Source organism: Nocardia sp. CA-290969 (genome assembly GCF_050936135.1).
Lineage (GTDB): Bacteria > Actinomycetota > Actinomycetes > Mycobacteriales > Mycobacteriaceae > Nocardia.
On the sequence record NZ_JBNJNJ010000001.1, the window covers coordinates 6,479,908 to 6,492,522 of the forward strand.

A 12,615-nucleotide genomic window follows, 5' to 3' on the forward strand; every position below is an offset into this window, starting at 1 on the left:
CCGGGTTCGTGGGGAATACGGGCGCGGGTCCGGCGGCGCTACCGGTTCCGGAGGGGACGCGCCGGAGTCGGGCGCGAGCGGCTCCGCGCCGGCTTCTGTTGCAGTATGGGGCGATGCGCGCGATCAACTTGAACGGTTTCGGTGGGCCCGAGGTGATGGAGTGGTCGGAAGCACCCGACCCGGTGCCGGGGCACGGTGAGGTGCTGATCGAGGTGGCGGCGGCCGGGGTGAACCGGGCCGACCTGCTGCAACGGCGCGGCTTCTACGCCCCGCCCGCGGGAACGACCCCGGTGCCGGGGCTGGAATGTTCCGGGGTGATCGCGCAGGTCGGCGAGGGTGTGCGGGACTGGTCGGTGGGCGACCGGGTGTGCGCGCTGCTCTCCGGCGGCGGATACGCCGAGAAGGTGGTGGTTCCCGCCGGCCAGGTGCTGCCGGTACCGGACGGCCTGGACCTGGCAGCCGCGGCCGGACTACCCGAGGTGGCCGCGACGGTGTGGTCGAACCTGGTGATGACCGCCGGCCTGCACTCCGGGCAGCTGCTGCTCATCCACGGCGGCGGCAGCGGGATCGGCACCCACGCGATCCAGGTGGGCAAGCAGCTGGGCGCCGAGGTCGCGGTGACGGCGGGGTCGGCGGGGAAACTCGACCGCTGCGCCGAGCTCGGGGCGAGCGTGTTGATCAACTACCACGAACACGATTTCGTGGACCTGATCCGCGCCGAGCACGGGGTGGGCGGTCCGGGCGCCGATATCATCCTCGACAACATGGGCGCCGCCTATCTGAGTCGCAATGTCGACGCGCTGGCGATGGACGGCCAGGTGGTGATCATCGGTATGCAGGGCGGGGTGAACGCAGAGCTGAATCTGGCCGCCCTGATGGCCAAACGCGGGACCGTCCGCGCGATCAAACTGCGCGACCGCCCCGCCACCGGGCGCGGCAGCAAGGCCGACATCATCACCGAGGTCCGCACCCATGTCTGGCCGCTCCTGGAAAAAGGCGAGATCGTGCCGGTGATCCACGCCGAGGTCCCGGTGGCCGAAGCGGGTCGCGCGCACGAAATGCTGGACGAACACGAAACGTTCGGCAAGGTGATCCTGCGGGTCGGGAACTACTGATCAGCCCAGGGCCGACAGCGCGCGGCCGAACAGGTCGATCTCGCGCCGGGTGGTGTACGGCGCGAGACCGATGGTCACCGCGCCGCCCTCGTCGTTGACGCCCAGCGCGTCCAGCAGCCGGCTGCCGCCGTGCGATCCGGCGAGCACGGTGATCCGCTTATCGGCCAGTTCGGCCGCGATCTTCTCCGCCTGCATCCCGTCGATCGTGAAACTCACCGTCGGGATCCGGGTGGAGGCCCGGCCGATCACGGTGAGGCCGCTGATCTTGTCCAGTGTGCTCATCAGATGGTCGAACAGCTGGTCGTGGTAGTCCTGCAGGGAGGTCACCGAGATCTCCAGCCGTTCGCGCCGGGTGCCCTCGGCGCGTTCGTCGAGCCCGGCCAGATAGTCGATCGAGGTGGTCAGCCCGGCCAGCAGCGCGTACTGGTGACCGCCCACCTCCAGCCGTTCCGGACCCTTCGCGTACGGGTTCAACGCCATGGACGGGATACGGTCCAGGAAGGCGGGGTCACGGAAGACCAGTGCGCCGACCTGCGGCCCGCCCCAGCTCGGGGCGCTCAGCGCCACCACATCGGCGTTGAGATCCTCGATATCGATCAGCGCGTACGGCGCGGCGCCCACCGCGTCGGCGACCAGCAGCCCACCGACCTCGTGCACCCGTTCCGCGGCGACCCGCACCGAGGGTGCCGACCCCACGATCGGGGAGGCCGCCGTCAGCGCGACCAGCCGCGCCGTCGGCCCGATCAGTTCCTCGAACTGCCAGGCGGGCATCTCACAGGTTTCGATCTCCACCTCGGCCCAGCGCACATGCGCGCCGTACCGGTTGGCGATCCGCAGCCACGGGGCGACGTTCGCCTCGTCGTCCAGCCGCGACAGCACGATCCCGGTACCCAGCCCCAGCCGCGAGCTCAGCGATTCGGCCAGCCAAGACAACAGGACCGCACGATCGGGCCCCAGCACCACCCCGCTCGGGTCCGCCCCGACGAGATCCGCGACGGCCACCCGGGCGTCGTGCAGGATATCCGCACTGCGTTTGGCGGCACCGTGGCGGCCGATATGGGTGAAAGACGACGAACGGAATCCGATCGACACCGCGCGCGAGACAGAATCCGGAACAAGCATGCCCGCCTGCGGAGCCAAGTTGATCCAGCCGTCGGCCAGAGCGGGGATCAGTCCCCGGACCCGCGCGACGTCGTATGTCATGCACGCCACTTTAAGGCCAGCGGCCGCTGCCGGGTAACCCTGGTCCGGCCGACTGTGGGGACCATGACCCACGCCACCACCACCGGCTTTAGCGCGTTCGCGGCGAACACGACATGATAGGGACCATGACGCAATCGGATGACGCATCGGATCCCGTTGTCGTGATCGGCCCCGAAGGCCGCCCCTTGGTGTTGCCGCCGGGCGCTGCCTCGAGCGCGTCGTATCCCGGCCGGGAGGACCCAGCGGACGACCAGCCGGAAGGCGACCGTTCCGAAACCCTGGCCGATATGGTCGAGCAGCCCGCCAAGGTGATGCGGATCGGCACCATGATCAAGCAGCTGCTGGAGGAGGTGCGGGCGGCCCCGCTCGACGACGCCAGCCGCACCCGGCTGGCCGAAATCCACAAATCCTCCATCCGCGAACTCGAGCAGGGCCTCGCACCGGAGCTGCGCGAGGAGCTGGAACGGCTGGCGCTGCCGTTCAGCGAACAGGCCGTCCCCTCCGACGCGGAACTGCGGATCGCGCAGGCACAGCTGGTGGGCTGGCTGGAGGGCTTGTTCCACGGCATCCAGACGGCGCTGTTCGCCCAGCAGATGGCCGCGCGGGCGCAGCTCGAGCAGATGCGCCAGGGGGCGCTGCCGCCCGGTATCCACGCCGGTGAGGGCCGTGGTGGTCAGCAGGGACACTCCATCGGAGGCACCGGGCAATACCTCTGAACGCGGTGGTGTATATGCCAGGCGTTACCGGGTCGTGTTCTCGGGGTAGTGTCGTGCACCGTGCCTGCAGCTTCCGCTCGCTCCGACCTGGTAACCACTGAAGATCCGGCGAGCACCGACGAGAGCTCGGTGCCCGCCGGCCACCCTTCCGCCGCAGATGAGAAGCCCGTGAGTTCCGAGCAGACCCCGGTAGCCGATACCGAAACCGCCGCGGCGACCGCCCCGGCGGCGATCGAGCCCGATTCCCAGTCCTGGGCCCGCGCCTGGCGCGATATCCGCGACGGCTTCGGGCAGCGCGAGCTATGGCTCTCGCTCGGCTGGCAGGACATCAAACAGCGCTACCGGCGTTCGGTGATCGGCCCGTTCTGGATCACCATCGCGACCGCTGTGCAGGCCACCGCCATCGGCATCCTGTACGCGGCGCTGCTCGGTCAGCCGCTGCAGGAGTACCTGCCCTACGTCGCGGTCGGCCTGATCGTGTGGAACGTCATCAACGCCTCCATCCTGGAGGGCGCGGATGTGTTCATCGCCAACGAGGGGCTGATCAAACAGTTGCCCTCGGCGCTGAGCGTGCACGTGTACCGGCTGGTCTGGCGGCAGATGCTGTTCTTCGCCCACAACCTGCTGATCTACGTGGCGGTGCTGGCCCTGTTCGGGGTGTGGCGCGATCTGCACTGGACGGCGATCTTCGCGCTACCGGCACTGGTGCTGCTGTTCCTGAACGCCATGTGGGTCTCGGTGCTGTTCGGCATCTTCAGCACCCGCTACCGCGATATCGCCCCGATTCTGGGCAGTATGACGCTGATGCTCTTCGTGCTCACCCCCGTGATGTGGAGCACCAAGAGCCTGGAAGCGCAGGGCGGCGAGGTCGCCGAACGGGCCCGGGTGGCCGAGCTGGTGCCCACCTACCATTACCTGGAGATCGTGCGCGCCCCGCTGCTCGGCGACGACCAGAAGCTGTACCACTGGGCCATCGTCGGCGGGATCACCGTGGTGGGCTGGATCGGTGCCGCCATCGCCCTGAAGAAGTACCGTTCGCGCGTGCCCTACTGGGTTTAGGAGTCAGCCGGTCATGACCGATCAGGTGAGTATCGAAACCCGCGACGCGTGGGTGGAGTTCCCGATCTTCGACGCGAAATCGCGGTCGCTGAAGAAGGCGTTTCTGGGCAAGGCGGGCGGTTCGATCGGCCGCAACCAGTCCGATGTGGTGGTCGTGGAGGCGCTGCGCGACATCACGCTGTCGCTGAAAGAAGGCGACCGGGTGGGTCTGGTGGGCCACAACGGTGCCGGTAAATCCACCCTGCTGCGGCTGCTGTCGGGTATCTACGAGCCGTCCCGCGGTAGCGCCCGGATCCGCGGCCGGGTGGCGCCGGTATTCGACCTGGGCGTCGGGATGGACCCGGAGATCTCCGGCTACGAGAACATCATCATCCGCGGCCTGTTCCTCGGGCAGACGCGGAAACAGATGCTGGCCAAAATCGACGAGATCGCCGATTTCACCGAACTCGGCGAATACCTGTCCATGCCGTTGCGCACCTATTCGACCGGTATGCGGGTGCGGCTGGCGATGGGCGTGGTCACCTCCATCGACCCCGAAATCCTGCTGCTCGACGAAGGCATCGGCGCGGTCGACGCGGAGTTCATGAAGAAGGCCCGCATCCGCCTGCAGGAACTGGTGGCCCGCTCGGGCATCCTGGTCTTCGCCAGCCATTCCAACGAATTCCTCGCCCAGCTCTGCGATACCGCGATGTGGATCGATCACGGCCAGATCCGGTTGCACGGCGGGATCGAGGAGGTGGTCCGCGCCTACGAGGGCCCCGAGGCGGGTAACCATGTGGCGACGGTATTGCGGGAACTGGCGGCCGAGAAGACCGGTGTTTCCGCCGAACCGCAGCCTGCGGACGGCGAACGAGAACTGGAGAAAAATCAGGTATGAGCGAGTCAGGCCCGGAGGGGGCGGCCGAGCGTGGCGACGCGGAGCCCTCGCTCACGCCCGATGAACCGAGCACGATCGAATCGGACGGCCGGGAAGCGGAAGCGAAGCACGGCAAGGCGAAATCCGAACCCGGCGATACTCCGGCCGGTACCGACCGCCCGGAGCCGGCCACGGACGTGAAGTCCGAATCGCCCGCCGCGACAGAACCCGAGCCACCCGCGGCAGTATCGGACGAGCCGCCCACGGCAGTGCCGGCCGATCCCGCCGCGGCGGTACTGCCGGCGGTCGATTACAGCGCGGACGCCACCGTCGTTGCCGTGGTGGTGACGCATAAGCGGCGTGACCTGCTCGCCGAATCGCTGAAAGCCGTGGCTACCCAGTCCCGTCCGGTCGACCACCTGATCGTGGTCGACAACGGCAACGAGGGCGAGGTGGCCGAACTCGTCGCCGACCAGCCGGTGCCGACCACCTACCTCGGTTCGGCACACAATCTCGGCGGTGCCGGCGGGTTCGCGCTGGGCATGCTGCACGCGCTGAGCCTGGGGGCGGACTGGGTGTGGCTGGCCGACGACGACGGCCGCCCCGACGGCCCGGAAGTACTTGCCACGCTGTTCGATTGCGCCCGCCGCCACGAACTCGTGGAGGTTTCGCCGGTGGTGTGCGATATCGACGAACCCGATCGGCTGGCCTTCCCGCTGCGCCGCGGCCTGGTGTGGCGGCGGCGGCGCTCCGAACTCGGCGCCGACGATTTCCTGCCCGGTATCGCCTCGCTGTTCAACGGTGCCCTGATCTCGGCGCGGGCCGTGGACGTGATCGGTGTGCCGGACCTCCGGCTGTTCGTACGCGGTGACGAAGTGGAGGTCCACCGGCGGCTGGTGCGCTCCGGATTACCCTTCGGCACCTGTCTGCAAACCGCGTATCTGCACCCCAACGGCGCCGCCGAGTTCAAGCCGATCCTCGGCGGGCGGATGCACACCCAGTACCCGGACGATCCGGTGAAACGGTATTTCACCTACCGCAACCGCGGCTACCTCATGTCGCAGCCCGGTATGCGAAAGCTGCTCCCGCAGGAATGGATTCGTTTCTCCTGGTTCTTCCTGGTGACCCGCCGCGATCCGGCCGGATTGCGCGAGTGGTTCCATCTGCGCAGCCTCGGCCGCAACGAGCAATTCCAGAAACCGGAGTAGTGCCGTAGCGCCCCGGTGTGGCATACCGATCACCTTTTTCGCAATGGTGCTTGACGGCGGATGCGAGAGTTTCCTCCCGACCGGGTAGGTTCGGCTGGCAATCAGCATGATTCGGGAGGAGATCGATGAGTTACCCCGGCGGCCAGCCGCCACAGGGCATGCCCGCACCCGGCCAGTACCCGGCGCCGCAACCACAGTTCGCGCCGCCGGCACCGCCACCGGGTGGGCAGCCACCGCACCCAGGGGGACCACAGCAGCAGTGGGGCGCACCGCCGCAGGGCGGTTTCGGGCAGCCCCCCGCACAACCACAGTTCCCGGGCGGACCGGCCGCCCAGCCGATGGGGCAACCGCAGTTCCAGAGCGGACCGTATCCGCAGCCGGCCGGGCAGCCGCCCGCGCAGTTCGGGCCGGGCGGACAGCCGGGACCGTACGGTCAGCACCCCGGACAACCGGCACCGAACGATCCGCCGGGACTCACGGTGGACTGCTCGTACTTTCCGCTGGCCTTCCTCTTCGCGCTCACCAAGCCGAAGATCCAGGTGAACGGGCAACAGGTACCGAACACCCAGTGGGGCCCGAACCATATCCCCGTGGGGCCGGGTATGTACCACGTCCGGGTGACGACGCCGTGGATCCTCTTCGATATGCCCGCCGAAACCAGCGTTTCGGTACAGCAGGGGCAGGGAGTCCGCTACTACTACCGGACGCCGGCGATCATCTTCATGAACGGCGCGATCGGGCCGGTTCCGCAGAAGACTCCCGGCATCCTGTTCGTCTACATTTCGTGGGGCCTGGCGGCGTTGATCATCCTTCTGAATCTGGTGATGATCGCCTCGATGTGAGTCGCAGCCGGGCCCGGCGGATCGGCGCAGCCGTCCGACGGGCCCCGGCACGGGTACGCGGGTGACGGCCCGGCTCGTTCGCCCGGGCCCTCACCCGCGGGCCGGCAGCCCCGCCCGGCCGTTCAACCTGCGATGATCGCGCGCCCTCTGGGCAACGCACAGCCGCTTGCCTACGCTCGGAACGCATGCGTCGTCTGCGTGGTCACCGCGCGGCGGCGGCCGTGACGACAGAAGGGCACGCTATGACGGCAACCGGAGACAAACCGCTGAGCGGGCGGACGATGATCATGTCCGGCGGCAGCCGGGGTATCGGCCTGGAGATCGCCAAGCGGGCCGGCGCCGACGGCGCGAACGTCACACTGATCGCCAAAACCGATCAGCCGCATCCCAAACTGCCCGGCACCATCCACACCGCGGCCGCCGAGATCGAGGCCGCGGGCGGGACGGTGCTGCCGTTCGTGGGCGATATCCGGCTCGACGAATCGGTGGCCGAGGCCGTCCGGCAGACCACCGAACGTTTCGGCGGGATCGATATCGTGGTGAACAACGCCTCCGCCATCGACCTGTCGCCCACCGACGCCCTGGCGATGAAGAAATACGATCTGATGCAGGACATCAACTGCCGCGGTAGTTTCCTGCTCTCCAAGCTCTGCATACCGGAGCTGCGTAAATCCGCCGCGGCCGGGCGCAATCCGCATATCCTCACCCTTTCGCCGCCGCTGAACCTCGACCCCAAATGGGCGGGGTCCTCGCTGGGCTACACCATCGCCAAGTACGGAATGTCGCTGACCACACTGGGTTTGGCGGAGGAACTGAAAGCCGACGGTATCGGCGTGAATTCGCTGTGGCCGCGTACCACCATCGCCACCGCCGCGGTGCGCAACCTGCTCGGCGGCGACGAGATGGTGAGCACCTCGCGCACCCCGGATATCTACGCGGACGCCGCCTACTTGGTACTCACCTCACCGGCAGCCGAAACCACCGGCAATTTCTTCATCGACGACGATGTGCTCGCCGCCCACGGCATCACCGACCTGGACAAGTACCGGGTCACCCCGGGCGACGGCCCGCTCACGACCGACCTGTTCCTCTGAGATCGGCGGCGGTGCCGAGGTCGCAGGCACGCGGACGCCGTTGCTTCGGCGTCCGCGTGCAGGGCATCGGCAACAGAGGACCGCAGATCCGGCGAGCCGGTACGACCTCACCGCCGGTGATATCGCCACTGTGCCCTGTCCGGTACGTAGCGGCCCGGGCAGGCGCGGCCGGCTGTTGTGCACCGGCCTGTCCGGAATCACCACCACCGCGGACATCGGCGAAACGACTCCCGGCTCGCCTTCCGAGCCGGGGCGGTACGAATCCCGCCATCACCGGCCGGCCCCCGCCCCGGGGGCACGGCCGGCGTGCGAGTGATGTGGCCGCGGAACGGCGAGCGACCGGTTCGCGGCCGTCAGCTCTTGGTGCCGTCGATCCCGTACAGCCGCTCCCAGTTCTCGCGGCTGGTGAGTTCGGCGTGGGCGCTGCGATAGCGCTCCTGCAGGGTCGGCAGTTCCTTACGCAACCGGCGCAGCACCCGCAGCGTGCGCAGCAGCAGGGCGCGTGCCCGCGCCTTGTCCCGCTTACGCACCCGCACCCCCGATTGCGAGGCGTCGGTGACGACCACATGGTCGAACAGCGAGACATGCCACCAGTGCGCATCCTCGCGGGTCACCCCGACCAGCCCGTACTGCACCCGGCCGGTCCACTGCTGGATCGCCCGCTTGATCAGCACCGCCAGCAGCCGGCTGGGTTCCCCACCGGCCCGGCGCACCCGGATATCGGCGGAGTTCACCGGTGGGTTGGCGGCCGAGTGTTTCACGGTTTCCGGGTAGTCGGCACGGCTGGTGCGGGCCCGGCGCAGCACCTCGGTGCCGCCGTCGCGCAGGATCTTCGGCCCTTCCAGGAAATCCTCGATCCCCTGGAGGGTGGTGTGCGCGAGACCGTACTGCATCCCCACCAGGTACTCCGCGATATTGCGGAACAGCTGTTTGGAGATGGCGTCGGCGTCCAGGTCGGCGTGCATGGAGCTGACGATCAGCGAGTTACGGGTGCTGAAGTAGCGGGCCCAGTCGTCGAAATCCTTCCAGTAGAAGTCCGCGTGCCAGACCGCCGCGTTCGGCAGCGTGACCGTGACGAACCCGTGCTCACGGGCCCGCACCCCGTACTCCACGTCGTCCCACTGGAAGAAGATCGGCAACGGCAGACCGATCTTCTTCACCACCTCGGCCGGGATGAGGCAGGTCCACCAGGCGTTGTAGCCGGCGTCGACGCGGCGTTCCTGGTTCTTCTTCAGCATGCTGGTGTTGCGCAGCGCCTTGGGCACCTTCTGGCCGTGCATGAGTTTGTGCAGGTGCACGTCCTCGGCGCCGACGTTCAGATAGTCGGGGTTGAGCAGGAACAGCATCTGCGCGCCGACCAGAGTCGGCTCGACGGTGAGATTCGCGAAGGCCTGCAACCGCAGCACGGTCTCGGGTTCGCAGAGGATATCGTCGTCCATGAGGATCACATCGGCGTGTTCGTTGGCCGCCGACACCTCGTACAGGCCGCGGGTGAAACCGCCGGCGCCGCCCAGGTTGGGCTGGCGGATATAGCGCAGTTTCTCGCCCAGCGCGGGCCGGGTTTCCTGGTACCGCGGCTGGTTCTCGACCAGGTCGGTGCCCTGGTCGACCACGTACACCGCGTCCAGGGCACCCAGCACGGTCTGGTCGGAGGCCAGCGCCGCGACGGTTTCCGCACAGTCCTGGGCCCGGTTGAAGGTGCAGATGGCGATGGCGACCGGGCGCACCGTTTCGGGCGCGGTGGCGGTCCACGCGAGGTCGGATACGGCCAGCTCACCGCCGACCGCGTCGAATTCCAGCCACAGCGCGCCACCGTCGACGTACTGGTCCAGCGGCGCCGTCAGGGTCACCGGGCCGCTGGCGGTGACGTCGGCGCTGCCGACGATGCGGCGGTGCCCGGCGATATCGGAGGCCACGATCCGCACTCTGGCCAGCTTGCCGACGTGCAGCGTCATGGTCGCCCGGACCTCGGTCACCACGGTCCAGCGCTGCCAGTAGCTGGCGGCGAAACGGCCGAAGTAGGTGTTGGTATGCGCGGTGGCGCCCTTTTCCAGGTGCAGGCTCAGCCGGTCGCGGGTGGCGCGACCCCGGACCACCACATACAACTCGTCACTGATCCGCGGCGACGGTCCGGTGAAGATGCCCCGTGCGAGTACCAGGCGGTCCGGCGCCCGGTGGTGTTCGGCGCGCAGCGATTCGGGTGCGACCGCAGAGTGTTCGTTCGTCTCGGTAACGGCCTGCATAGCCGACTGGTCCATGAAGTCCTCGAAATCCTTGATCGTGCCGACGGGACCGACATGTCCCTGAATACGGTTCGCGGCGCGCCCGAGGATATCAATCAGCCACGCCGGTCGCCCGTTCGGTCGTTCCCCGATCGGGCCCCCCGGTAAACACAAACTTGTCGTAAGCCCAATAACGGAAGACGACCGCCACAATCTGACCTATCAATGTTCCGGAAATATTGTCGGCAAGCGGGCTGGACAGATCGAGTACATACCGGGAAAAGCCCAGGCAGCCCAACTGCAAGCCGATCGCGATCACATTGATCACCGCGTACAGCACGTATTCCCGCGCCGGACTACCGGATTGCTTGTGCGAGAAGGTCCACCACTTGTTGCCGAAGTAGGTCACCACCGTGGCCACCGCGATCGCGATGATCTTGGCCGGCAGCGGCAGGTCGTGCATCAGCCCTTCGCCGCCCCAGGCGCCGAAGTTGAACACCAGCAAGTTGTAGGTCCCCGCATCGACCAGGAACCCGATCACGCCGACGACCAGGAACGCCGCACTCTGCCGCAGCCCCGCCCGCACCCGCTCGGCGAGCGAACGAGGGGCCGGCGCGCCGGTGTCGACCACGGCCGACGACTCACCAGATGACACGCGCCGACGGTACCGCAGTGACCTGACAGCGTGTCCGATACCTCGAGGGTTATCGGACACCGCCCTTCTCGGGCGTCGTCGGTTCACACCCCGATCGGGGTGTAAACCTCAGTTCCCGCGTCTACCGGGCCGGTTGCACCGGCACCCATGAGGTGTCGGCCAGCGCCTTCCTGTCGGCGGGCATTGGTGACCCGGCCTCCTGCTCGGGGGTCCGGGGGTCGTGAAACGTCCTGATGGCGTGCTTCGGCCCAGGCGGCGAGGTTGGCTGCAGCATTGAGGTCCCGGTCCGCGTGGTATCCGCACCCGCAGGTGAACACCCGATCCGCCAACCTGAGCCCACTGTTGACCGAACCGCAGGCCGAGCAGCGTTTACTCGATGGGTACCAGCGGTCCGCTGTGACGACGGTGCCACCTCGCCATTGCTGCTTGTAGCGCAGGAGCCGCGCGAAATCCGCCCACCCGGCATCGCTGATCGCCCGCGCCAAAGGCCGATTACGAAGCATTCCGGCCACATGCAGGTCCTCGACAACGAACCGGTCGTGTGTTTTGACCAGCTTGTTCGTGACCTGATGCAGGAAATGCCGGCGAATACCAGCAACCCGATGGTGGTGGCGCGCCAGCCGCGCCGCAGCGTCTGCGCGGTTACGTGATCCTTTCTGTTTCCGTGCCAGCGATTTGGCCAGTCGCTGCTGCCGCCGCAACCCGGCTGCCAGCGGGGTGGGTTGGTTGTCTACCCGGGTGTGCTCGGTGCCGTCTGCGGTCGCGGCAACCAGGTACGCCGAAAGCCCTCGATCGACACCGACCCACCCACCCCCAACACCGCGAGGAGGGCGGTGGTGATGGGCAGGGTGCAGGTCTGCGGCCTCGGCAGCGAGGCTGATCCACCAGCGGCCCGCCCGCAGCGAGACTGTCGCGTACAGGACCTTCGCCCGGCCACCGGCGAGCATGCGCCGCAGCCGACGGGTGTCGTCGCGGACCCGGATCAGGCCGAGACCAGGCAAGGTCACCGAGCGCGGAACCCCCCGCTCACCGACCCGGATGAGGCTTTTCCCGGCTTTACTGTGCTTGTTGCGCAGCCGGAACGCCGGAATAGTCGAGTTCTTCTTCTTGAATCTCGGAAACCCGACCCGGCCGCCCGTGCGTTTCCCGCTGCGCGAGTCGGACCATGCAGCCAGTGCGCGGCTGCAGTCGACTGCGGCTTCTTCGAACACCTGCTGACACACTTGGTTGCGCCACACCAACCCGGTCACCTGTACCTCGGCGACACCGCTGGAGTCGACGGCGAAGATCCGGCCTGCGGCGTCGGTTCTCTTCCACGTGTTGAAGGTGTTGATCAGATCAAAACGAGTCCACGGCACCGAATACCCGGGATCTGTCCGCCGCCTGGTGAGAGCGATTCTGACCAGGTGCAGGCATTGATTGAACGCGAACCGGGCCGCACCGGCATGTCGGGCGAGCGTAACTTGCTGCTCGACCGTCGGGTCGAGGCAGTACCTGAACGCGGTATGGCGGCTCATCACTCGGGAGTGTGGCACAGCGCACCGACAGCGAAGCGAAACCACGCAGGGCCCTCGCTCGTGCCCTATTGATACAGCCGGTAGTCTCCCCGTGTTCCCATATCCGTCGATTTCGAGGATTTGACCAG

At 67.6% G+C, this 12,615-nt stretch carries 11 protein-coding genes; 7 read left to right on the forward strand and 4 right to left on the reverse strand.

Features of this window, described 5'->3' with window-relative positions; all coding sequences use genetic code 11:
* Positions 1-113: 113 nt before the first annotated feature.
* Entirely contained in the window at positions 114-1,115 is a 1,002-nt protein-coding gene (locus ACQEVO_RS29545) for an NAD(P)H-quinone oxidoreductase (RefSeq protein ID WP_432919700.1), read from the forward strand.
* On the opposite strand, the gene ACQEVO_RS29550 is transcribed toward ACQEVO_RS29545, so the two are convergent.
* Positions 1,116-2,318 (reverse strand): cysteine desulfurase-like protein, encoded by a 1,203-nt coding sequence (locus ACQEVO_RS29550; RefSeq protein WP_432919701.1) that lies wholly within the window; start codon positions 2,316-2,318, stop codon positions 1,116-1,118. It lies immediately after the preceding gene.
* 125 nt (positions 2,319-2,443) lie between these two features.
* On the opposite strand from ACQEVO_RS29550, the gene ACQEVO_RS29555 reads away from it, so the two are divergent.
* The 6 genes from ACQEVO_RS29555 (at position 2,444) to ACQEVO_RS29580 (ending at position 8,093) form a co-directional block, all read left to right on the forward strand.
* Positions 2,444-3,034: a bacterial proteasome activator family protein gene (locus ACQEVO_RS29555; RefSeq protein WP_432919702.1), complete on the forward strand. Its 591-nt coding sequence runs from the start codon at positions 2,444-2,446 to the stop codon at positions 3,032-3,034.
* Positions 3,035-3,202: 168 nt separating this feature from the next.
* Positions 3,203-4,093, forward strand: coding sequence for a galactan export ABC transporter permease subunit Wzm/RfbD (gene wzm, locus ACQEVO_RS29560; protein ID WP_432919703.1), 891 nt, complete (start codon positions 3,203-3,205; stop codon positions 4,091-4,093).
* Between the two features lie 13 nt (positions 4,094-4,106).
* Positions 4,107-4,970: a galactan export ABC transporter ATP-binding subunit Wzt/RfbE gene (gene wzt / locus ACQEVO_RS29565; RefSeq protein WP_432919704.1), complete on the forward strand. Its 864-nt coding sequence runs from the start codon at positions 4,107-4,109 to the stop codon at positions 4,968-4,970.
* A 275-nt stretch (positions 4,971-5,245) separates the two neighbouring features.
* Positions 5,246-6,157, forward strand: coding sequence for a galactofuranosyltransferase GlfT1 (gene glfT1, locus ACQEVO_RS29570; protein ID WP_432923155.1), 912 nt, complete (start codon positions 5,246-5,248; stop codon positions 6,155-6,157).
* Positions 6,158-6,282: 125 nt separating this feature from the next.
* Positions 6,283-6,999: a hypothetical protein gene (locus ACQEVO_RS29575; RefSeq protein ID WP_432919705.1), complete on the forward strand. Its 717-nt coding sequence runs from the start codon at positions 6,283-6,285 to the stop codon at positions 6,997-6,999.
* 242 nt (positions 7,000-7,241) lie between these two features.
* A complete protein-coding gene (locus ACQEVO_RS29580; protein ID WP_432919706.1) occupies positions 7,242-8,093 on the forward strand; it encodes an SDR family oxidoreductase in 852 nt (283 codons plus the stop codon).
* A 353-nt stretch (positions 8,094-8,446) separates the two neighbouring features.
* On the opposite strand, the gene ACQEVO_RS29585 is transcribed toward ACQEVO_RS29580, so the two are convergent.
* From ACQEVO_RS29585 to ACQEVO_RS29595, 3 genes are all read right to left on the reverse strand, one after another.
* On the reverse strand, positions 8,447-10,351 hold the full coding sequence (locus tag ACQEVO_RS29585; RefSeq protein ID WP_432919707.1) for a glycosyltransferase: 1,905 nt from the start codon (positions 10,349-10,351) through the stop codon (positions 8,447-8,449).
* 76 nt (positions 10,352-10,427) lie between these two features.
* Positions 10,428-10,970 carry a GtrA family protein gene (locus tag ACQEVO_RS29590; RefSeq protein WP_432919708.1) on the reverse strand — a complete coding sequence of 181 codons (543 nt, stop codon included), beginning with the start codon at positions 10,968-10,970 and terminating at the stop codon, positions 10,428-10,430.
* A gap of 83 nt (positions 10,971-11,053) precedes the next feature.
* Complete coding sequence (locus ACQEVO_RS29595; RefSeq protein WP_432919709.1) at positions 11,054-12,487, reverse strand: RNA-guided endonuclease TnpB family protein; 1,434 nt, start codon at positions 12,485-12,487, stop codon at positions 11,054-11,056.
* Positions 12,488-12,615 lie beyond the last annotated feature (128 nt).

What these genes read in the sequence shown, in the direction of transcription:
- ACQEVO_RS29545 (WP_432919700.1), top strand. Translation starts at nt 114, where the DNA reads ATGCGCGCGATCAACTTGAACGGTTTCGGTGGGCCCGAGGTGATGGAG.
- ACQEVO_RS29550 (WP_432919701.1), bottom strand. Translation starts at nt 2,318, where the DNA reads ATGACATACGACGTCGCGCGGGTCCGGGGACTGATCCCCGCTCTGGCC.
- ACQEVO_RS29555 (WP_432919702.1), top strand. Translation starts at nt 2,444, where the DNA reads ATGACGCAATCGGATGACGCATCGGATCCCGTTGTCGTGATCGGCCCC.
- wzt (WP_432919704.1), top strand. Translation starts at nt 4,107, where the DNA reads ATGACCGATCAGGTGAGTATCGAAACCCGCGACGCGTGGGTGGAGTTC.
- ACQEVO_RS29575 (WP_432919705.1), top strand. Translation starts at nt 6,283, where the DNA reads ATGAGTTACCCCGGCGGCCAGCCGCCACAGGGCATGCCCGCACCCGGC.
- ACQEVO_RS29580 (WP_432919706.1), top strand. Translation starts at nt 7,242, where the DNA reads ATGACGGCAACCGGAGACAAACCGCTGAGCGGGCGGACGATGATCATG.
- ACQEVO_RS29585 (WP_432919707.1), bottom strand. Translation starts at nt 10,351, where the DNA reads ATGGACCAGTCGGCTATGCAGGCCGTTACCGAGACGAACGAACACTCT.
- ACQEVO_RS29595 (WP_432919709.1), bottom strand. Translation starts at nt 12,487, where the DNA reads ATGAGCCGCCATACCGCGTTCAGGTACTGCCTCGACCCGACGGTCGAG.